The organism is Sphingomonas sp., assembly GCF_030145815.1.
GTDB lineage: Bacteria > Pseudomonadota > Alphaproteobacteria > Sphingomonadales > Sphingomonadaceae > Sphingomonas.
In genome coordinates, this window is record NZ_JAIXHL010000002.1 from 186280 (window position 1) to 205692 (window position 19413).

At 66.3% G+C, this 19413-nt stretch carries 21 protein-coding genes; 9 read left to right on the forward strand and 12 right to left on the reverse strand.

Annotation, left to right across the window (positions count from 1 at the left end; translation table 11 throughout):
• Position 1: 1 nt before the first annotated feature.
• Genes KYX69_RS02555 through KYX69_RS02565 form a run of 3 tightly spaced genes read left to right on the forward strand, consistent with a single transcriptional unit; the run spans position 2 to position 2221 of the window.
• Positions 2 to 568, forward strand: a complete 567-nt coding sequence (locus tag KYX69_RS02555) for a cupin domain-containing protein (protein ID WP_300493316.1) — start codon at positions 2 to 4, stop codon at positions 566 to 568.
• A complete protein-coding gene (locus tag KYX69_RS02560; RefSeq protein WP_300493318.1) occupies positions 568 to 1461 on the forward strand; it encodes an NAD-dependent epimerase/dehydratase family protein in 894 nt (297 codons plus the stop codon). The genes KYX69_RS02555 and KYX69_RS02560 overlap by 1 nt, the downstream gene beginning before the upstream one ends.
• On the forward strand, positions 1448 to 2221 hold the full coding sequence (locus KYX69_RS02565) for an SDR family NAD(P)-dependent oxidoreductase (RefSeq protein WP_300493320.1): 774 nt from the start codon (positions 1448 to 1450) through the stop codon (positions 2219 to 2221). Before KYX69_RS02560 ends, KYX69_RS02565 begins: the two co-directional genes overlap by 14 nt.
• Here the strand turns inward: KYX69_RS02565 and KYX69_RS02570 are convergent.
• From KYX69_RS02570 to KYX69_RS02580, 3 genes are read right to left on the reverse strand one after another with little or no spacing between them, the layout of a single operon-like run.
• A complete protein-coding gene (locus tag KYX69_RS02570; RefSeq protein ID WP_066659512.1) occupies positions 2218 to 3168 on the reverse strand; it encodes a fumarylacetoacetate hydrolase family protein in 951 nt (316 codons plus the stop codon). The genes KYX69_RS02565 and KYX69_RS02570 overlap by 4 nt on opposite strands.
• Complete coding sequence (locus tag KYX69_RS02575) at positions 3168 to 4325, reverse strand: alpha/beta fold hydrolase (protein WP_066659514.1); 1158 nt, start codon at positions 4323 to 4325, stop codon at positions 3168 to 3170. The genes KYX69_RS02570 and KYX69_RS02575 overlap by 1 nt, the downstream gene beginning before the upstream one ends.
• Positions 4326 to 4328: 3 nt before the next feature.
• Entirely contained in the window at positions 4329 to 5231 is a 903-nt protein-coding gene (locus KYX69_RS02580) for a VOC family protein (RefSeq protein ID WP_300493326.1), read from the reverse strand.
• A gap of 104 nt (positions 5232 to 5335) precedes the next feature.
• On the opposite strand from KYX69_RS02580, the gene KYX69_RS02585 reads away from it, so the two are divergent.
• The 4 genes from KYX69_RS02585 to KYX69_RS02600 all read left to right on the forward strand — a co-directional run bounded on the left by KYX69_RS02585 (position 5336) and on the right by KYX69_RS02600 (position 8580).
• Positions 5336 to 6235: a LysR family transcriptional regulator gene (locus tag KYX69_RS02585; RefSeq protein ID WP_300493330.1), complete on the forward strand. Its 900-nt coding sequence runs from the start codon at positions 5336 to 5338 to the stop codon at positions 6233 to 6235.
• Positions 6236 to 6302: 67 nt separating this feature from the next.
• A complete protein-coding gene (locus KYX69_RS02590; RefSeq protein ID WP_300493332.1) occupies positions 6303 to 7430 on the forward strand; it encodes a cobalamin-independent methionine synthase II family protein in 1128 nt (375 codons plus the stop codon).
• The gene (locus KYX69_RS02595; RefSeq protein WP_300493335.1) at positions 7427 to 7816 is read left to right on the forward strand and encodes a nuclear transport factor 2 family protein; all 390 of its coding nucleotides are present in this window, start codon (positions 7427 to 7429) and stop codon (positions 7814 to 7816) included. Before KYX69_RS02590 ends, KYX69_RS02595 begins: the two co-directional genes overlap by 4 nt.
• A 14-nt stretch (positions 7817 to 7830) precedes the next feature.
• Positions 7831 to 8580 carry an IclR family transcriptional regulator gene (locus tag KYX69_RS02600; RefSeq protein ID WP_300493338.1) on the forward strand — a complete coding sequence of 250 codons (750 nt, stop codon included), beginning with the start codon at positions 7831 to 7833 and terminating at the stop codon, positions 8578 to 8580.
• Between the two features lie 195 nt (positions 8581 to 8775).
• On the opposite strand, the gene KYX69_RS02605 is transcribed toward KYX69_RS02600, so the two are convergent.
• Positions 8776 to 10167 carry an aminomethyltransferase family protein gene (locus KYX69_RS02605; protein WP_066664555.1) on the reverse strand — a complete coding sequence of 464 codons (1392 nt, stop codon included), beginning with the start codon at positions 10165 to 10167 and terminating at the stop codon, positions 8776 to 8778.
• 13 nt (positions 10168 to 10180) lie between these two features.
• Entirely contained in the window at positions 10181 to 10891 is a 711-nt protein-coding gene (locus KYX69_RS02610) for an alpha/beta hydrolase (RefSeq protein ID WP_300493343.1), read from the reverse strand.
• Positions 10892 to 10983: 92 nt separating this feature from the next.
• Here KYX69_RS02610 and KYX69_RS02615 point away from each other — a divergent pair, with 92 nt between their 5' ends.
• On the forward strand, positions 10984 to 11871 hold the full coding sequence (locus KYX69_RS02615; protein ID WP_300493344.1) for a methylenetetrahydrofolate reductase: 888 nt from the start codon (positions 10984 to 10986) through the stop codon (positions 11869 to 11871).
• Positions 11868 to 12722 carry a formyltetrahydrofolate deformylase gene (gene purU, locus KYX69_RS02620; RefSeq protein WP_300493345.1) on the forward strand — a complete coding sequence of 285 codons (855 nt, stop codon included), beginning with the start codon at positions 11868 to 11870 and terminating at the stop codon, positions 12720 to 12722. The genes KYX69_RS02615 and purU overlap by 4 nt, the downstream gene beginning before the upstream one ends.
• 279 nt (positions 12723 to 13001) lie before the next feature.
• Here the strand turns inward: purU and KYX69_RS02625 are convergent, their stop codons facing one another.
• The 7 genes from KYX69_RS02625 to KYX69_RS02655 form a co-directional block, all read right to left on the reverse strand.
• Positions 13002 to 13715 (reverse strand): IS110 family transposase, encoded by a 714-nt coding sequence (locus tag KYX69_RS02625; protein WP_300493559.1) that lies wholly within the window; start codon positions 13713 to 13715, stop codon positions 13002 to 13004.
• Positions 13715 to 13900, reverse strand: coding sequence for a hypothetical protein (locus tag KYX69_RS02630; protein WP_300493346.1), 186 nt, complete (start codon positions 13898 to 13900; stop codon positions 13715 to 13717). Before KYX69_RS02630 ends, KYX69_RS02625 begins: the two co-directional genes overlap by 1 nt.
• A gap of 374 nt (positions 13901 to 14274) precedes the next feature.
• A complete protein-coding gene (locus tag KYX69_RS02635) occupies positions 14275 to 15249 on the reverse strand; it encodes a PDR/VanB family oxidoreductase (protein ID WP_300493349.1) in 975 nt (324 codons plus the stop codon).
• Positions 15246 to 16622, reverse strand: a complete 1377-nt coding sequence (locus KYX69_RS02640; protein ID WP_300493351.1) for an aldehyde dehydrogenase family protein — start codon at positions 16620 to 16622, stop codon at positions 15246 to 15248. The genes KYX69_RS02635 and KYX69_RS02640 overlap by 4 nt, the downstream gene beginning before the upstream one ends.
• A 20-nt stretch (positions 16623 to 16642) precedes the next feature.
• Positions 16643 to 17470 carry a 4-hydroxy-2-oxoheptanedioate aldolase gene (gene hpaI / locus KYX69_RS02645; RefSeq protein WP_300493353.1) on the reverse strand — a complete coding sequence of 276 codons (828 nt, stop codon included), beginning with the start codon at positions 17468 to 17470 and terminating at the stop codon, positions 16643 to 16645.
• Positions 17467 to 18309, reverse strand: a complete 843-nt coding sequence (hpaH, locus tag KYX69_RS02650; RefSeq protein ID WP_300493355.1) for a 2-oxo-hept-4-ene-1,7-dioate hydratase — start codon at positions 18307 to 18309, stop codon at positions 17467 to 17469. Before hpaH ends, hpaI begins: the two co-directional genes overlap by 4 nt.
• Positions 18309 to 19403, reverse strand: coding sequence for a cupin domain-containing protein (locus KYX69_RS02655; RefSeq protein WP_300493358.1), 1095 nt, complete (start codon positions 19401 to 19403; stop codon positions 18309 to 18311). Before KYX69_RS02655 ends, hpaH begins: the two co-directional genes overlap by 1 nt.
• Between the last annotated feature and the right edge of the window lie 10 nt (positions 19404 to 19413).

The window sequence follows — 19413 nt, forward strand, 5'->3', positions numbered from 1 at the left end:
CATGACCAAACCAGTCCGCCGCGTCGTTACCGGCCATGATGCCAGCGGTCGCGCGATCATTCAGGAGGACGGCGCTGCACCGCGCGTTCAGCAGGTCGGCGGCCCGATCGGCCCGATGTTCCATGAGATCTGGAATACGCAGCAGACCCCGGTCCTGATCGACGCCGCATCGGGCGAGCCGCATGAGGACGGCATCAAGCTCGCCCCGCCCAAGGGCGGCACCCGCATCCGCGTGCTCGACATCCCGCCCGAGAGCGACGAAATCCGCACTATGTCGCCTGAGGAGGCGCAGGCGCATTTCGCCGAGATCGGCGCGGGCGACGCATCGGCGCATCATGGCGAAGGCAGCCGCCACGCGCTGATGCACCGCACCGAGACGATCGATTACGGCATCGTGCTGGAAGGCGAGCTGGTGCTGATCATGGATGAGGGCGAGACGACGGTGCGCGCGGGCGACATCGTGATCCAGCGTGGCACCAATCATGGCTGGTCGAACCGGTCGAACGCCAATTGCCGCATTGCCTTCATCCTGATCGACGGCGAATTCGCGCCTGAGCTGAAGCGGTAATGTTGCTGGCGATCACCGGCGCGGCGGGGTTCGTCGGCCGGGCGGTCGTGCGGCAACTTACCGAGCAGCACCCGCAGGTAGGGCTATTGCTCGCCGACCGGGCGGTGGCGGAGATCGACGGGTATGAAACGCTCGCGGGCGACCTGACCGATCCGGCGGTGATTGCCGCGCTGACGGCGCCGCGCGTCGACGCAGTGCTGCACCTTGCCGCACTGCCCGGCGGCGCGGCCGAGCGCGATCCGGGGGCCTCGCGGGCGATCAATCTCGACGTGCCGCTGGCGCTGATCGAGGCGATGCGGGGTCGTCGGCTGGTGATCGCGGGGTCGATCGCCGTGTTCGGCGGCGTGCTGCCCGATCCGGTCGACGACGCGACTGTCCCCACTCCGACCAGCGTCTACGGCACGCACAAGCGCATGGTCGAGCTGGCCTTTGCCGATGCGGTCCGGCGCGGGGCCGTATCGGGCTTTGCCTTGCGGCTGCCGGGAATCGTCGCCCGCCCCGCGGCGGCCGGAGGATTTGGCTCGGCGTTCCTCAGCGATATCTTCCACGCTGCGCTGGCCGGCACGCCGCTGTGCGTGCCCGTGGCGGCAGACGCGACCAGCTGGCTGATGTCCGTGCGGTGCTGCGCGGCCAATCTGGTGGCGGCGGCACTGGGCGAGCGGGCAGCGCAGGAGGCGCTGACGCTTCCCGCGCTGCGCGTGACGATGGGCGATTTGGTGGCGGAGTTGGCGCACCATGGCGATGTGTCGGGCATCCGCTTCGAGGAAGTTCCGGCGACCCGCGCGACCTTTGGCAGCTATCCCGAACTCGCCACGCCCCGCGCAGACGCGCTGGAAATTCGCCATGACGGGGACTTGGCACAACTGGTCGAGACGGTGCTTGGCGACCTCTGACCCCCTCGCCGCCTTCCGCCTCGACGGGCGGAGCGCACTGATCACCGGGCCGGTGCGCGGGATCGGGCTGGCGATTGCGCGACTGTTCGCGGGTGCGGGGGCGCGGCTGGTACTCGCCGATGTCGATGCGGTGGCGTGCGATGCGCTGGCCGTCGAACTGGGCGGCATTTCGATCCCGACCGATGTCGGCGATGCTGCCGCGATCGCGCGGCTGGCGGATCAGGCCGAGGCACGGACGGGCGGGATCGATATCCTCGTCTGCAATGCCGGGATCGCGGGACCAGCGTCACCGCTGCACGCAATGGACGAGCCGGAGCGCGAGCGGCTCTATGCGATCAACCTGCTCCACCCTTTGCGCCTGACCGGGCATCTCGCCCGGGCGATGGCGACGCGGGGGCGTGGCAGCATCGTGCTGCTGTCGAGCATTGCCGGGCTGCGCGGCAATGCGATGCTTGGGCATTACGGGATGACCAAGGCGGCGCTGGCGCAGCTTGCGCGCAACCTTGCGGTCGAATGGGGGCCGTCGGGCGTGCGCGCCAACGCCATCGCGCCGGGACTGATCGAGACCGACTGGGCGGGCGCGATCCTGTCGAGCCCCGAGCGTGCCGCGCGGCGGCTGGGGATGACTCCGCTGCGCCGCGCCGGATCGCCGGACGAGGTCGCGGCGACCGCGCTCTACCTCGCCAGCGATGCGGGCGGCTTTACCACCGGCCAGACGATCGTGGTCGATGGCGGGACGCTGATTTCCGACGGGAGTTAGCCCTTAACCACAAGCTGATCGATCGCGCCGAAGGGCGATGCGCCCTCCCCTGCCCGCATCGCGACGCGGCTGCCGAAGGACAGGAACGGCGTCTGCGGCGCGCCATGAGCGATCATCTCGATCGCGCGGCGTTCGGACATGCAGGTCGATCCGACCGTCTCATGCTCGACGTTCGACACCGTGCCCGATCCGATGATGGTGCCGGCGGGCAACGCGCGGGTGCGTGCGGCGTGCGCGATCAGCTCGTGGAAACCATAGCCCATCGCCGCGCCATTGGGACTGCCAAACCAATTACCGTCGACCTCGACCGTCAGCGGCAAATGCACGCGCCCATCGCGCCAGGCATCGCCCAGCGCATCGGGGGTCACCGCGAACGGCGCGACGCTGCATGCAGGCTTGGCCTGCACCCAGCCGAAGCCGGTCTTCATCTCGAGCGGGGCGATGGCGCGCAGCGACCAGTCGTTGATCAGCACCACCAGCCGCACATAAGCCAGCGCGTCGGCAGCCGAGCAGCCCATCGGCACGTCGCCGGTGATGACGCCGAACTCGCCCTCGAAATCGATGCCATCGGCTTCGCTGGGGAATGGCACATCGGCGGTCGGGGCGATGAACTGATGGCTCATCCCCTGATACATCAGCGGCAGATCGGTCTCGATCGGTGCATGGCCGAAGGCGAGCTGCATCAGCGCGCCGTGATTGGCGAAGGCCGATCCGTCGAGCCATTGCCAGGCGCGCGGCAGCGGCGCGGCGAAATCGTCCGGCTGGACCGCCTCACCGCTCTCCGCCGCTTCGACCGCAGCGGTCAGCGCGCCCTGCGCCGCATCCCAATCGTCGAGCGCGGCCTGAAGCGTCGCATAGCCCGCGACCGGCGCGACCCGCGCGCCGTCGCGGCTGACCGCCACCAGCGTGCCATCGCGCCCACCGCGCCGCAATGTCGCGAGGCGCATCAGGACAGCTTCCCGCCCAGCGTTTCGGCGAACCAGTCGGCGATATAGTCGCGGCCAAAGCTCATATTGTCCGCGCCAACATGCTCGACCCCGCCCTCACGGTCGGTGAACAGCTTGAGTTCGCGGCGCGGCGAGTTGACCAGCTGGTCATAGCAATCCTGCGCATAGTCGACGCTGATCTGGCGATCCTTGGCGCCGTGGGTGACCAGGAACGGCACCTTCACCCCGCCCATATGGCCGTTGAGGTTCATGTCCTCCGCCTTGGCAAGGAAGTCGTCCATGTCCTTGGCACCGAACGCCCAGATCACGTGCGCCCAGTAATGCGGGACCGGATTCTCGCCCTCACGCTTGAGGCGCTTCTGCTGCACCTCGGCCCAATTATGGTTGGCACCCCAGCAGGCGCCGCTGGCGAAGCGCGGCTCATAGGCGACCGCGCGCGGCGCGAAATGGCCGCCGAGCGAAATGCCGGTCATGCCGATGCGCTTGGGATCGACGTCAGGCTGGGTCTCCAGCCAGTCGATCGCCTTGCTCGCCCAATTCTCGCTATGCGGATCGACGGGCAGGTTCTGCAGGCGCAGCGCTTCGCCGGTACCCGGCTGGTCGACGCACAGGGTCGAGATGCCGCGCTTCGCCAGCGCCTCGGGCAGGCGCGACCAGTAAAGCAGCTCCTTGCAGCTATCGAGGCCGTTGCAATAGACCACGACCGGATGTGGCCCCGGCCCTTCGGCGCGGGTGTAGAGCGCGGGCATGGTGCCGGTGGTCAGCGGGATTTCGACCCGTTCACGGTTGATCGAACCGAGCCGGGTCGAACGCGCGAAGGCATCGAGCGCGCGGGCATAGGTCTCGACGCGGCCGGGATGGCCATGGCCCTGCATCCGCTCGGCGACGAGCAGATAGAGCGACGCGCGCTCGAGCTTGTCGGAGGCGGAAAAGCCGCGCCCGGCGGCCTCGTCCTCGTCCGCCAGGCCGATCAGCTTGTCGCCCATCTCGACCCATTTCGCCATGAATTGCGGCGTGCCGGCGTCCGAACCCGACGCAGCGGCGTCGCGGATTGGCTGGCACATATCGACGATCTCGCCGATCCGCCCACCACTTTCCAGCGCGATCGCGACCGACAGGTTCCAGATGTAGTTCGGGAAATATTCGAACAATGCCATGACTTAAGCCTCTGCTGCCTGGAACAGGCCGGCATCGGCCTCGGGATGCGGCATGGTCTGCGGGCCACCGACACCGACGCCCCACTGGTCCATCACCTGCGGTCCGGGGACATGGACCTTGTCGACATGGTTGTCGAAATCGACCTCCTCCAGCTCCGAGGTATATTCGACCGCAAAGCCGCTAGGCGTGGTGAAATAGCTGAAGGTGTTGTTGCCCGCAGTATGCCGTCCCGGGCCCCAGCGGATATCGGTGCCCTTCTTCCGCAGGCGGCTGATGCCGCGCATCATGTCGTCCACGGTCAGCATGTCATAGGCGACATGGTTGAGGCACGCGGGTCCGGGCAGGATCGCGATGCGGTGATGCGCGCTGTTGCAGCGCAGGAAGCACATGAAATCGCCCAGCCAGTCGCTGACGCGGAAGCCGAGCACGTCGACGAAGAACTTCACTAGGCCCTGATGATCGGGCGAGTGGAGGACGATGTGGCTGATCTTCTGCGGCACGCCGTCCCAGCGCTGCATCTCCCGGCTCGACCCGCGCGCGACGTCACTCGAAATCTCGAACGGCAGGCCGTCGGGCGAGAAAAAGCGGAAGCCATAGCCGCCACCCGGCGCGGTCAGGTCACGCGGGGCGTGGATGATCTGGCAGCCAGCCGCTGCAACCTTTTCGTGCAGCGCGTCGACATCGGCGCGATTGTCCGCGGCGAGCGCGATCACGTCGATCCGCTTGGTGTCCGCCGCGCGCAGCCGGACGACATGATGCTCGTCATGCCCCTGCGCCTTGAAATAGATCATGCCATCGTCGGACGGGACCGGCTCCAGCCCCCAGACATCGGCGTAAAAGGCGCGCTCTTCCTCAAGCGCCGTGACGGCATATCCGACATAGCGGATTTCGCTTACTCTGCTCATGCATCCTGCTCCGAATTTGGTTGCGCAAGACCTAGCGCCATGCCCGAACATTGAAAAACTTATAGTTCTGATCCATTTTGATTGATCTCAATGATGGATCGGCGATGCGCTTCAAGGGACTGGACCTCAACCTGATCGTCGCGTTCGAGGCGCTGATGAGCGACCGCAGCGTCTCCCGCGCGGCGCAGCGGCTGAACCTGAGCCAGCCGGCGATGAGCAACGCGCTGGCGCGGCTGCGCAGCTATTTCGGCGACGACCTGCTGATCGCGCGCAACAAGCGGATGTATCCGACGCCCTTTGCCGAAACGCTGCTGCCGCAGGTGCGACAGGCGCTGGAGACGATGGAGGGCGTGATCGCGACGTCGCGCCATTTCGACCCGGCGACGACCAACCGGAATTTCCGGATCATGACGTCGGACTATATCGCGACATCGATCCTGTTTCCGATCGTCACCCGCTTGTCCGCAACCGCGCCGGGCGTGCGGATCGAGCTGCTGCTGCCCAGCCCGCGGCGGATCGAGCTACTCGAAAGCGGCGGGATCGACCTGCTCATCACGCTCCAGGAATATGTGACGCCCGAATTGCCTTCGGAGCGACTGTTCGAGGACGAATACCGGCTGGTCGGACGCGCGGGGCACCCGGCGCTGGCGGGCGCGACGACGCTGGCGGCAATGCTGGCATACGACCATGTCCATGTCGCGATCGGCGACGAGCGGCTGCCGAGTTTCGGCGATGCCTTTCTCGATCGCATGGGCATCCAGCGCCGCGTCGCGATGATCGCGCCCAATTTCGGGATGCTGCCGTGGCTGCTTCAGGACACCGACTGGCTGGCGCTGGTCCAGGGGCGGCTTGCGGCGCAGATGGCGCGCAACTTCCCGCTGGTCGCCGTCGCCCCGCCGCTGCCGATCCCGCCCTTGGTCGAGATGGCGCAATATCATGTGACGCGCAGCAACGATCCCGGCCTGCGCTGGCTGATCGACCTGATCCGGAGCTCCACCGATTGATTTCGCGGATATGATGCTTGCACATCCGTGAAACGATGCCATCACCGAATTTGCTAACAGGGAGACGGTGATGATCGCGACGACGCATGTGGGCAGCCTTCCGCGCGGTGATGAACTGACCCCGCTGCTGCTCGCCCGCGACAAGGGCGAGCCCTTTGACGCGGCGCAGTTCGATGCCCTGGTCCAGGCCGCAGTCGATGCCGCAGTGGCGCAGCAGATCGCGTGCGGGGTCAGCATCGTCAGCGACGGCGAATTGGGGAAGGTCGGCTATTCGACCTACATGATCGAGCGGCTGGAGGGGTTTGGCGGGCATATCGACCGCCGCCCCGCCGCCGACCTCGCCGCGCATCCCGGCCTTGCGCGCAAGCTGTCGGCGATCATGGGCAGCCAGGAGTTCACCCGCGCATCCTGCATCGGCCCGGTGCGGCTGAAGACGCTGGCACCGCTGCACGACGATATCCGCCGCTTCCGCCATGCGCTCGACAAGGCTGGCGGCGGCGCGCGCGGGTTCATGAATGCGGCGTCGCCCGGCCTGATCACCGCATTTCAAGTCAATCGCCATTACCCGTCGCATGAGGCCTATCTCGCCGATCTGGTCGATGCGATGCGCCCGGAATATGAGGCGATCGTCGCCGCGGGGTTCGACCTGCAGCTCGACTGCCCCGACATCGCCATGTCGCGCCACACCGGGTTTCAGGACCAGAGCGACGCCGAGTTCTTGGCGACCGCCGCCGCCAATGTCGAGGCGCTCAACGCCGCCACCGCGAACATCCCGGCCGATCGGATGCGGATGCATATCTGTTGGGGCAATTATGAAGGGCCGCATGATTGCGACATCGCGCTCGACAAGGTCATCGACATCGTCCTCGCCGCGCGCCCGGGCACGATCCTGTTCGAGGCGGCGAACCCGCGCCACGAGCATGAATGGACGGTATGGCGCGATGCGGCGCTGCCCGACGACAAACTGCTCGCACCCGGCCTGATCGACACCTGTTCCAACTATGTCGAGCATCCCGAGCTGATCGCGCAGCGGATCGAGCGCTATGCGCGGATCGTCGGCAAGAACCGGGTGATCGCCAGCACCGACTGCGGCTTCGGCACTTTTGCCGGCTATGGCAAGATCGATCCCGAGGTGACGTGGAAGAAGCTGCGCGCGCTGCGCGCGGGCGCGGATCTGGCGGACTCGCGGCTGTGACCCCCGAGGACGCCCGCGCGATCGAGGCGGACTGCGCCAAGCTGGTCGCGCGCTACGCCAATCTCAACGATGCCGGGCGCTGGACGGAGGTGGCGGACCTCTACGCCGAGGATGGCCGGATGAGCCGACCCACCGCGCCCGATGTCTGGATCGTCGGCCGTGCCGCGATCCTCGACGCGTTTCTCGCCCGCCCCGCGCGCACGACGCGGCATGTCTGCTCCAATGTCGTCATCGACGTGATCGATGCGGATCATGCGGTCGGGGAATCGGCGATGCTGCTGTTCACCGGCGACGGCGCGCCCAAGGTCGGCAGCTTCCACGACCGCTTCATCCGCACCGATGCCGGATGGCGGTTTGCCGAGCGCCGGGGTAGTCTGACCTTCTGAACATCGGAAGCCGAATGACCAAACCCACCCAGCCGACGGTCAAGTCCGCGATGCGGACGCTCGACATCATCGAATATGTCGTGGGCAATCCTTCAGGCGTGGCGGCGCAGGACATTGCCGCCGCGCTGCAGATCCCGGTCAGCAGCCTGTCCTATCTGCTCGCGACCTTGTGCGAGCGCACCTATCTGCGCCGCGAGGGTCGCCAATATCTCGCCGGGGCGGGGCTCGAGCGGCTGCGCATGCCGGCCAGCGCCATGTCCATCGAGGACCGCATCGCACCGCACGTGCGCGCGCTGCGCCGGTCGCTCAACGAGACCACGTCCTTCTTCACGCTGACCGAGTGGGAGATCGAGGCGCGGGTGACCGAAACTGCGGAACAGGCGCTGCGCTACTCGGTGAGCGTCGGCGCGCGTGCGCCGCTGCACTGCATGGCGGCGGGCAAGGCGATGCTGTCGAGCCTCAGCGATGGGGCGCTGACGCGCTATTTCGCCGAATCCTTCCGTCCGCTGTTCACCCCGCGCACGCTCACCGACGAGGCGATGTTGCGCGACCAGATCGCGGCGGTGCGCGACACCGGCTTCGCCTTTACCGACGAGGAATATACGCTGGGCGTGTGCGGCATTGCGCGCGTCGTGCAGGTCGACGGCGTGGCTGCAGGCGCGCTCGCGGTCGCGCTGCCCAAGCTGCGCTACACGCCCGAAGCGCGTGCGCAGATCATGGACCGGCTTGCCGCAGCCTGCGCCGCGATCGAAGCGGGTGGGTAGCGGGGCGAGCAACTATTCCTCCCCTGCCCCGCAGGGGAGGTGGCAGCGCGCAGCGCTGACGGAGGGGCCGCCCCGAAGAGGGCGGAGTTTTGCCGAGCTGTCCACGGCCGTCTGCGCGGCCGCCCCTCCACCACCCGCTGCGCGGGCGGTCCCCCCTCCCCTGAGCAAAGCTCTGGGGAGGAATTTCCGCTCCCCTCACCCCCGCGTGCGCCAGCCCTCGGCATAGGAATCGCGCGCCACTTCCGAATAGGGTGCGGGCGCGACGGTCGCCTTGATCTCGACCTGCACATGCCGCTCGACCGTTGGCTTGCGCGTCCCGCCATCGGGCTCGCCCCAGACGAACGTCACTTCGGTGCCCGGTTCCGCGACGTCCGCATCGACCATCGCCAGCGTCAGGAAGCGACCTTCATTGACGGTATAGCCGATCCAGGTCGAGATACCGACCGGGCGGCCATCCTTGAGCACCGCGTCATAGGGGTGCATCGCGTAGACCGCGCTCGGGAAGTCGATGAACTTCGCGCGATCGCCCTTTTGCAGCATCGAGCTCATCACGCGCAGCATGTCCTGCGTATCGAGCGCCAGCGTCACCTTGCGGCGGTGCGGCTGATCCTTCATCCGCTCGAGCGCTTCGCGACCGATAAAGTCATGGTCGAACTTGACCATGTGGCCGTAGCCCAAGTCCCACGGCGTCAGATAATAATCCTCGATGTTGTCCGACACGAAGCTGCCGCCGACCGACGCACCGGCCTCATAGGATTTGGCCGACAGCCAGGCGCGATACTCGGCCAATGACTCGCCGGTGTAGATCGCGGGCAGCGGCGACGGGATCCAGCCAGACTCCAGCGTGTTCGACGCATAGGTGCGGCCACCGCACAGCGTCAGGCCGAAGTCCTTGCCGGCGTCGATCAGCGCGTTGCGGACGGTGTCGTAATCCTTCCACGGTCCGAACAGCTCGTAACCCGGCTGGCCGACCATGCCGTGACGCAGCGCGCGCACCTCGACCCCGGCGATCGTGATCGGGGCCATGTGGAAGAATTTGAGCTCGGGCGGGGTCGCGCCCATCGCGCGCTCCAGCACCTTCATCGCGTTCGGCCCCTGCAACTGGAAGCGATAGTTGCGGCGATTATCCTTGTCCGGCCGCGCGGCGGTGCGCTCGTCGCGCTCGACCGTCACGTCCCATTTACCCGATGCTGCGTGATACTCGACCCATTCGATCGACGGTGCGCGGCCAACCAGCTCGAACGTGTTCTCTGCCAGATAGAACAGGATCACGTCGCCGATGACATAGCCGTCGGGCGTGACCGGCGCGAACTGCTTGGCGCGGTTGGGGACGAAGCCCTTGAAGCTGTTGGGCGCGAGATAGTGGAGCATGTCGAATGCGCCCGGCCCGGTGACGAGCAGGTCGACCATGTGGAAGCTCTGGTTGAACAGCACGCAGCTGTTGGCCCAGGAGAGCTGTTCGTCGCGCCAGTTGGAATATTCGGCCGGAACGCCCGGATAGGCATTGGGGCCGACCTGCTGGTTGCGCAGGAAATCGACGATGTTGGTCTGTTCGTCGAGCAGTTGCTGAAGCGTCTTGTCGGTCACGATCGTGTCTCTCCTAAGCTGGGGTCGTGGCGGGGATGGCGAGCCATTCCCGGATCAGGGTGTTGAACGGGTGCGGTTGTTCGGCGGGGGCCATGTGGCCCGCTCCCGCGATGACGTGCAGCGTCGCGCCGGCAATGCGCGCGGCGATCGCCTGGTGCTGCGCGACGTCGGACCATCGGTCTTCGGCCCCGACGACGACGGCGGTGGGGCAGGCGATCGTCTGCAGCACCGGGCCGGTGTCGGGGCGGTCGAGCAATGCTTCGGTCTGCGCCTCGAACACGGTCTGCCCGGCGCGCAGGCACATGGCGCGGAGCGACGCCGTCAGCGCTTCATCGCCACGCGCGGCCTCGCCCAGCATCGGGGGCAGCCAGGCATCGACGAGCCGGTCGAACCCCTCACAACGGCCAAGATCGCGCAGCGCATAGCGCTGCTCCGCTTCGCCCGGGCGCACGGCATGCACCCCGGTATCGGCGATCATCAGCCGGGTGACTCGCTCCGGCGCGCGCGCGACCACCTCCAGCGCGACGCGTGCGCCCATCGAGTGGCCGATCAGCGCGAAGCGGTCTGGCGCGGCGGTGAGGGCATGCACCGCCATCGCGCCGATCGAGTCGGCGCCGCCATAATGATCGTCGATGGCGCGGGCCGAAGGAAATGCCTTTAGCGTCGCCGCGAACATCGTCGCGTCGCACATCAATCCCGGCAGGATCAGCAGGTGTTCGGGCAAGCGCGTCTGAATCCATATATGTGAAATATTCGTCTATGCGAATTTATATCGGCGCGCTAGACGTGAATCTTCACTCAGGACGCGGAAGCCCGGTGCCCCCTCCCCTCATTCATCCCAACTGGTCGCGCCCAGCCGCCTCGGCGATCGACGGCTTTTCGATCGAGGTGACGGGAAGAGAGACGGAGGCATTGCGCGCCGTGGCGCCGCGCATGCCGGTGGGCACGCCCGTGGCCATCCCGTTCCTGCCCGGTGAGCCGCTGGAGGCGCGCGTGCGCGCAGCGGAAACGATTCGTGCGCTGGGACTGGAACCCATGCCGCATTTTTCGGCGCGGCGGATCGCGAGCCACGCGGAGTTTGAGGACTATCTCAACGCGGCGCGGACGCGGGCCGCAATTCGCCGCTGCTTCGTCGTTGCGGGCGATCCTGCAATTCCGGCGGGGCCGTTTGCCGACAGCATGGCGCTGATCGCGACCGGCGCGTTCGAGCGCGCGGGGATCGCCGCGATCGGCATTGGCGGGCATCCCGAGGGGCATCCCAACATGACCGAGGCGCAGTGTTTCGCAGTGCTGCAGGGCAAGTGCGACGAAATCGAGCGGCGCGGCATGGCTCCGTTGATCGTGACCCAATTCGGCTTCGACGCAGACGCGGTGCTGCGCTGGCTCGGCGAATTGCGCCGCCGGCGGATCGCCGCGCCGGTGCGGCTGGGCGTGCCGGGGCCGGCCGGGATCAGGACGTTGATGCGCTATGCCGCGCTGTGCGGCGTCGGGGCATCGGCAGCAGTGCTGCGCAAATACGGACTGTCGCTCGGCAATTTGATCGGATCGGCTGGACCGGATCGCTTCATCGCGGCGCTTGCGGCAGGATTGACGACCGACCATGAGCCGGTACGGCTGCACTTCTACCCCTTTGGCGGCGTGGCGCGCACGCTCGACTGGATCGAAAGCTATGCACGCACCGCTGGACTGGACACTCACGCATGACCGAAGCCTGCACTATCACCTTCCACTGCACCGACCGGCAGGGCATCGTCGCCGCGGTGGCCGGATTCCTTACCCAGTCGGGCTGCAACATCACCGAATCGCAGCAATATAATGACGCGATCACCGGCGGCTTTTTCATGCGCGTGGTGTTCGCTGCGCCCGCAACGGCGGTAGACGATATCGAGACGCGCTTTACCGCCCTGGCGCGAGACTGGGGCATGGACTGGACGTTCCGGGTCAATTCCCGGCCCAAGCGCGTGCTGCTGCTGGTGTCGAAGTTCGACCATTGCCTGGGCGACCTGCTCTATCGCCGCCGCATCGGCGAGCTGCACATGGATGTGGTCGGCATTGTTTCCAACCATCCGCGCGCTGCGCTCGCCACGTCGATGATCGGCGACATTCCCTATCACCATTTGCCGATCACCCCGCAGACCAAGCCGGCGCAGGAGGCGCAGATCAAGGCGATCGTCACCGAAACGGGCGCGGAGCTGGTCGTGCTGGCGCGCTATATGCAGATCCTGTCGGACGATCTCGCCGCGTTCCTGTCCGGCCGCTGCATCAACATCCACCACAGCTTCCTGCCCGGCTTCAAGGGGGCCAAGCCCTATCATCAGGCCTATCAGCGCGGGGTGAAGATGATCGGCGCGACCGCGCATTATGTCACCGCCGACCTCGATGAAGGGCCGATCATCCATCAGGATGTCGAGGCGATCTCGCACGCCGACACGCCCGACGATCTGGTGCGCAAGGGCCGCGATATCGAGCGCCGGGTGCTGGCCACGGCGGTGCATTATCACCTGGAGGACCGGGTGCTGCTCAACGGCGCGCGCACGGTGGTGTTCCGGGCGTGACCCGAAATTCTGGTGCCCCACACAGGACAAAGATGGGCACTTCTATCATTGGGAAATTTCCGTAAAGCGTCCGTAATCAGCGCGAGGGTGATGCTTCTACACGTGGTCCGGGAGGGGCTTGGAGCACCTTCCGGCCGACAGGATCGGGGTTCAGCGAAAAGCGGGCGGACCAATCTCAGAACACGGCATGGCGACTGCCTGCCGGGTACCCACACAGTCTCGCCCGCGTCCCCTCGTCCTCGCGCGGACGAACTCAGCCGTTGAGCTGGAGATTCCGGATCAGGCGGGTTGGTGCCCGTAGTCGAAGTCGGTGCCGTCGACCCACATGCGATGGGGGATGACGCCTAGCTTGCGTGCCAGCGCGACGCGAGCCCTGCAGCCGCCGCGCCGCATGGCGACGCGAACTGCCCAAGCCTTGAGCGCCGACCATCGCTTGACGCGCGACAGCATGACGTTGGCGGCATCGAACAGCCCCGCGCGGGCGCTTGCGTCGCCGGCGCGGCTGATACCGCCGGAGATGTCGGTCTCGCCCGACCGGTAGCGTCTGGGCGTCAGTCCGAAATGGGCACCGACCAGCTTGGACGATCGGAAGCGCGAAGGATCGTCGATCCCAGCACGAACAGTAAGCGCGGTCACGGCACCGACGCCTGGAACGGTCATGAAGCGGCGACACATCGCATCCCGAACGATCTCACGCAGGCGGCGTTCGAGCCTGGCGACCTCGCCCCGCAGTGCCGAGCGCGCGTCAAGGAGGCTGTGCATGAACTCGCGCAGCACGGCATGCCCAGCCGCCAGCTCGGCCACATGCGCCTCGAAACCGACACGACCGATCTTGCCGACCTTGAGCCCGAAACCGCGCAGGGTGCCACGGATGCTGAGTTCGATCGCACACGTCTTCTCGACCAGCAGCTTGCGGGCGGTGAGCAACGCGCGGCTCTCCCGTGCGTCCATCGTCTTGAAGTGAACGGGCCGGAAGAAGCAGTGCGCAGCAATTACGCCAGACCGCGTGCATCGTTGCGGTCGCTCTTCACGATCATCGCGCTGTGGGCGGCATGGACCTGCCGCGTCTCCATCAGGACCACCTCAATCCCGTCAACGGCCAACGACCGATGGAGCCATTCTGATAGCGGCCCGGCCTCGAGCCCAACCAGCACCAGCCGCTCGCGGTGCGGCGACAAGGCTCGGATAATCGCCTCGACATCCTCTGGGCGCCATAATTCTTACCGTTGCCGGCATTGTAGATCTGGCCGCCTGTCTAAGCAGTGCCCCATAGCGGAAGCCGCTCAGAATCGGCGGGTTTCGTAACGGGTGACCCCGCAAGCTGGCGTCGCTTTTGCGCGCGTCCTTTCGCGGGTCGGCCCGAAGCTTATGGGAGGTCAGCAATCTGCCGCAGATTGCCGCTGCATCGCGGGATTTTAACGATCACGTTTGTCCGTCTCCGTTCGCCATCGCCCAACAACGTCGTCAGGAGTGGCAGTCGTCATTGCCACGGAGACCGCCAGTGAAAGCAAGGAAAGCGTCCGCGAACTCTCGCGAAGAGGTATCTACCGACTCAGATATCTAGGACTAGCCGGGCCGATCGTGAGCCTGAGCAGCACACCATCATGCGATCGTTCGCGGCCTGCTCGTCGGGCGTAAGCACCGAATCGCGATGGTCGGGCACACCCTCCAGCACCTTGCACTCGCAGGTGCCGCAGATGCCTTCGCTGCACGAATAGGCGATGTCGATATTCGCGGCTAACATAGCATCGAGGATGCTCTGGCCATGCTCGATCTCCAGCTCGACACCCGATCTGATGCACGCCACGCTATAGCCGCCTCCCAGCGCCGCTTTCTCCTTGGCCGCGAAATATTCGACATGGACATGGTCGCGCGGAAGCCCGATCTCGGTAGCGGCGGTCTCGAACGCGCGGAGCATCGGATTGGGTCCGCAACAATAGAGATGCGCGTACTGGGGGGTGCCCGCGATCACCTGCTTGAGGTCGAGCATCCGGCCACCGGGCTCATGGTCGAAATTGAAGTGGACACGCCCGGGCTTAGCCAACTCGAGCGCCTCCAGCCGCTCACGAAAAGCGCACATACTGCGCTGTCGGCAGCTATACCAAAGTTCCCACGACTGTCCGAGGCTTTCGAGCCTTTGAATCATGCAGAAGATCGGCGTGATGCCGATGCCGCCGGCGATCAGCACGACATGCCTGGCATCCTCGACCAACGGAAAGTGATTGCGCGGAGCGGAGATGGTGATGCTATCACCGGGCGTCAGCATATCATGGATCAGCTTTGATCCGCCGCGACTTGCGGGATCGCGGTTGATCGCGACGACATAGCGATCACGATCGCCCTGCGGGTTGCACAGCGAATAGCTGCGCGACAGTCCGTTGGCGAGGTGCAGGTCGATATGCGCGCCGGCGGTGAACGGCGGCAGCGCACGGCCATCGGCGCTGCGAAACTCCCAGGAGCTGATCCCCTCCGCCTGGCGTTCGACGGCCGCGACTACCGCGTCGATATGTTCGACCTTATCGGTCACGGCCGCACCCAGCGCAGCTGCACGTTGCAGAACTCGCGCAAGCCGAAATGCGAGAGTTCGCGGCCATAGCCGCTGTGTTTTACACCGCCGATCGGCACGCGTGGGTCCGAAGCGGACATGCCGTTGACGAAGACCGCGCCGGTCTCGATCCGCCGCGCCAGCCGGTCGGCGGCTTCGATATCCGCGGTCCACAAGGACGCCGACAGGCCAAAATCGCTGTCGTTGGCGATGCGCACCGCGTCCTCGGCATCCTTGGCGGCTATGATCGCGGCGACGGGTCCGAACGTCTCCTCGGCGCAGACGGGCATGTCGCGGGTCACGTCGACCAGGACCGTGGGCGGGTAGTAGGCTCCCGGCCCTTCCGGGATCTCGCCGCCGAGCAACAGCCGCGCGCCCATCGCCACGCTGCGGCAGACCTGGCCGTGAACATCGGACCGGGCGCGCACCCGCGCCATCGGACCCATCCACGTGTCGGGATCGAGGGGATCTCCGTACCGGATCCCGCGCGCCACCTCGACGAACCGGGCGACGAACGCTTCCATGATCGGGGCGGCGACGATGATCCGCTTCGCCGCGATGCACACCTGCCCGCAGTTCTGGAACCGCGCTTCGACGGCAGCGGCGACGGCAAGATCGAGATCGGCATCTGCGAGGACGATGAAGGGATCGGACCCGCCCAGCTCGAGCAGCGACTTCTTGATGTGGCGCCCGGCCTCGGCCGCCAGCGAGGCACCCGCGGCGACACCCGCGGTGACGGTGACGCCGACGATGCGACGGTCGGCGAGCAGACCGGTGACCAGAGCGCGATCGGCGTGGACAATGCCGAACAAACCCTCGGGGAAGGCCGCCGCCCGGAAACATTCGCTAAGCGCCCAGGCACTACCCTGAACATTGTCGGCATGTTTGAGCAGAAAGCCGTTACCTGCGCACATGATCGGCACGGCGGCGCGCAGCACCTGCCAGAGCGGGAAATTCCATGGCATCACGCCCAGCACCACGCCGAGCGGGAGATAGCTGATCGCCGCCGTGCCGTCGCCGCCGATATCGGGCGTCTCATCGGCGAGCAGCTTGGCCAGATTATCGGCGTACCAGCGCACCAGCCGCGCGCATTTGTCGACCTCTGCGCCCGCCGCGCTTATCGGCTTGCCCATTTCGAGCGTGATCAGCCGGGCGAGAGACTCGCGGCGCGCCTCCAGCATATCAGCCAGGCGGCGAAAGGCTTGCGCGCGCCGATCGACGCTGGTGGTCCGCCAATCGGCGAAGGCGGCGTATGCCGCTGCCACGACCTTCTCCAGCGCAGGCCCGTCGAGCGCGGGGTAGCGCGCGATTTCCTCGCCGGTGGCGGGATTGATCGAGATGACCTCGGTCCGCATGTCGATTGCCTTCCTGACTTTCAATAGACGCTGGGAGGAGGCGGGGCCGCGGCCTGCGCGGGCACGTCGCGGAAGCTTGCGGCCAGCGCCTCCGCCCCCCGCGCGAGCAGCGTGACATCGGTGCCAACCGCGACGAAGTTGGCGCCGAGTCCAAGATAGCGACGTGCCGCCTGCTCATTGGCGATTAGCATGCCCACCGGCTTGCCGGCGGCGCGCACCGCGGCGATGCCGGTCTCGATCATCGCCTGCACCTCGGGATGCATGGGATCGCCGAGATGGCCGAGATCGGCGGCGAGATCTGACGGGCCGATGAAGACGCCGTCGACGCCCTCGACACGCGCGATCGCGTCGATATCGGCGAGCGCCGCGCGGCTCTCGATCTGGACGAGCAGGCAGATTTCGGCTGCGGCGGCCTGCAGATAGTCCCGATGCCGGTTCCAGCGGCTAGCCCGCCCGATCGCGGAGCCTACGCCGCGAATGCCGTGGGGCGGATAGCGGGTGGCACGAACCATCGCCGCCGCGGCGCCAGCGTTCTCGATCATCGGCACCAGCAGCGTCCGCGCACCCAGATCGAGATATTGCTTGACCAAGACGGCGTCGCCGACTGGCAGGCGGACTACCGGCTCGACCGGATAGGCAGCCGCAGCCTGCAGCTGCGCCAGCACCGATCGCAGGTCGTTCGGTGCGTGCTCGCCGTCGATCAGCAACCAGTCGAAGCCGGCGCCCGCACAGATCTCACAGCAATAAGGGGAAGCCAGAGCCTGCCAGAGGCCGATTTGCGCGCGACCTTCGCCGATCGCCTGTTTGAAGGGATTGTGCATGACGTCCCGATACTCGCCCGGTTTCAAAGGAAGTGGCAGGAAACGCGGCCGAACCTGCCGAAATCTCCCACGATCCGGCTCCCCGGGGGCGCCTCCACGGGGCGAATGAACGATCCGGACAGAACGATCTGGCCTGCTTCGAGGCGAGCTCCATAGGTCGCCAGCCGCTCGACAAGCCAGGCGAGCGAGGTCAGCGGATGGCCGAGCACGCCCGCGCCGAGCCCGGTTTCCTCCACCTCATCATTGCGGGATACGGCCGCCCCGACGAAGCGCAGATCGAGATCGCGTAGATCGCGCACCGGATCGCCCATGACGATGCCGCCGTTGGCCGCATTGTCCGCGATCGTATCGCAAACGGTGCGCGACCGGCCGGTTTGCGGATTCCTGCGGATGATGCGAGTGTCGAGAATCTCGAGCGCGGGGGCGACGTAATCGGTCGCCGCGAGAATCGCCTCGGTCGAAGCGCGGGCGGGATCGACCGTCTCCTTCATGACGAACGCGATCTCCGCCTCGACCCGCGGCTCGATGAAGCGCCCGGCCGGGATGTCGGCGCCGTTCGCGAACGCCATGCTGCCCAACAACACGCCGGAATCGGGAATGTCGATCGAGAGTGCCGCCTGCATCGCCTTGGAGGTGAGGCCGATCTTCCAGCCGATCACCGGGTCGCCGGCCGCGCGCTTCATTCGCACCCAAGCCGCCTGGACCGCATAGGCGTCGTCCATCGTCATGTCCGGATAGGTCTCGCTGAGCAGTGCGATCTGGTTTCGGTCGCGCTCGGCTGCAGCCAGAGCGCCCGCCGCATCGGCGATCGCTAGGTCGTCGAGCGTGACGCCGCCGAAATCGTCGATGCGGCGCGCCTGCGCCATCAGCCTGACACCGCGGCGCGATTGGTGGCAAAGCCCTCCTCAGCCCCCAGCAGTGCCGGCGGCTCCTTCAGGCTTTCCTGCCACAGCAGCGATTCCATCGCGATGTTGAGCGGCTGATCCTGAATGGTCAGCTCATATACCGGCTCGTCGTAGCTTGCATGGTTATGGACCGACCAGCCGGGCGCGGAAAGCATCAGGTCGCCGGCCTTCCACTCATAGGTCTTGCCCTCGACGGTCGAGCGGCCCGAGCCGGAGAAATAATAGTTCACTGCCGCAGACGAATGGCGGTGCGGGCGATCGACGATCTTGGGCGGACGCACGGTCATCGTCGCGAAGAAGTTCGGCGTCGTGCCGTTGGTGCGACCGGTCATCGGGTTGTAGAGCAGGTACAAGCGGCGGCCGATATAGTCCTTGCCCAGCGCCTCAAGCTTGTCGAGATGCTCCTTCACCTGTTCCCAGGGCCAATATAGCGCGGGGCTGGTGACCGAAGGTGGATTGATCAGCCGCTCGTACGGCATCAGCCAGGCGCCTTCCTCGGTGAGCTGGAAAGTGCCATATGGGCTGGTGCGGCGATTGTCCTCGCCCTCGCCGCCTTCTTCGCGGTCGATGGACTTCAGCATCGGCTGGGGGTTTTCCTCGACGACATGAATGTTGAGCATGTCGAGCAGCGCGCCATTGGAATAGGTGAGCCGCGCATAGACGTCTTCGCCGATGTTCTTGTGGCGGTAAATCCGCATCGAGGGCGTGTTCCACACGTCGTGGAGCGCGGTGGCACGACGCCGGCCGCTGATCTCGGTTTCGCCTTCGCCGCGGATGACGAAATTCACCTGCGTGGAGTTCTGACGGAAGGTTGCGGTCTCCTCGCCCGGCAGCAGCACGTCGAGCGCGACTTCGATGCCCGGAGCCAGACCGTTCGAGCGACGGTTCATCGGGTGGCGGAAATAGGAGCGGCGGCGGCCATTGGCCGGCTGCGGAAGCGCGGCGAGGCGCGATATCTCGGCGTCGATCGCCGCCTTGGAGATGACGATCGGCTCCCAGGGCGCTTCCTTTTCCGGGATCGGGCCGGTGGCATCGACGAATACGCTGCTGCTCATGGCGAAAAAT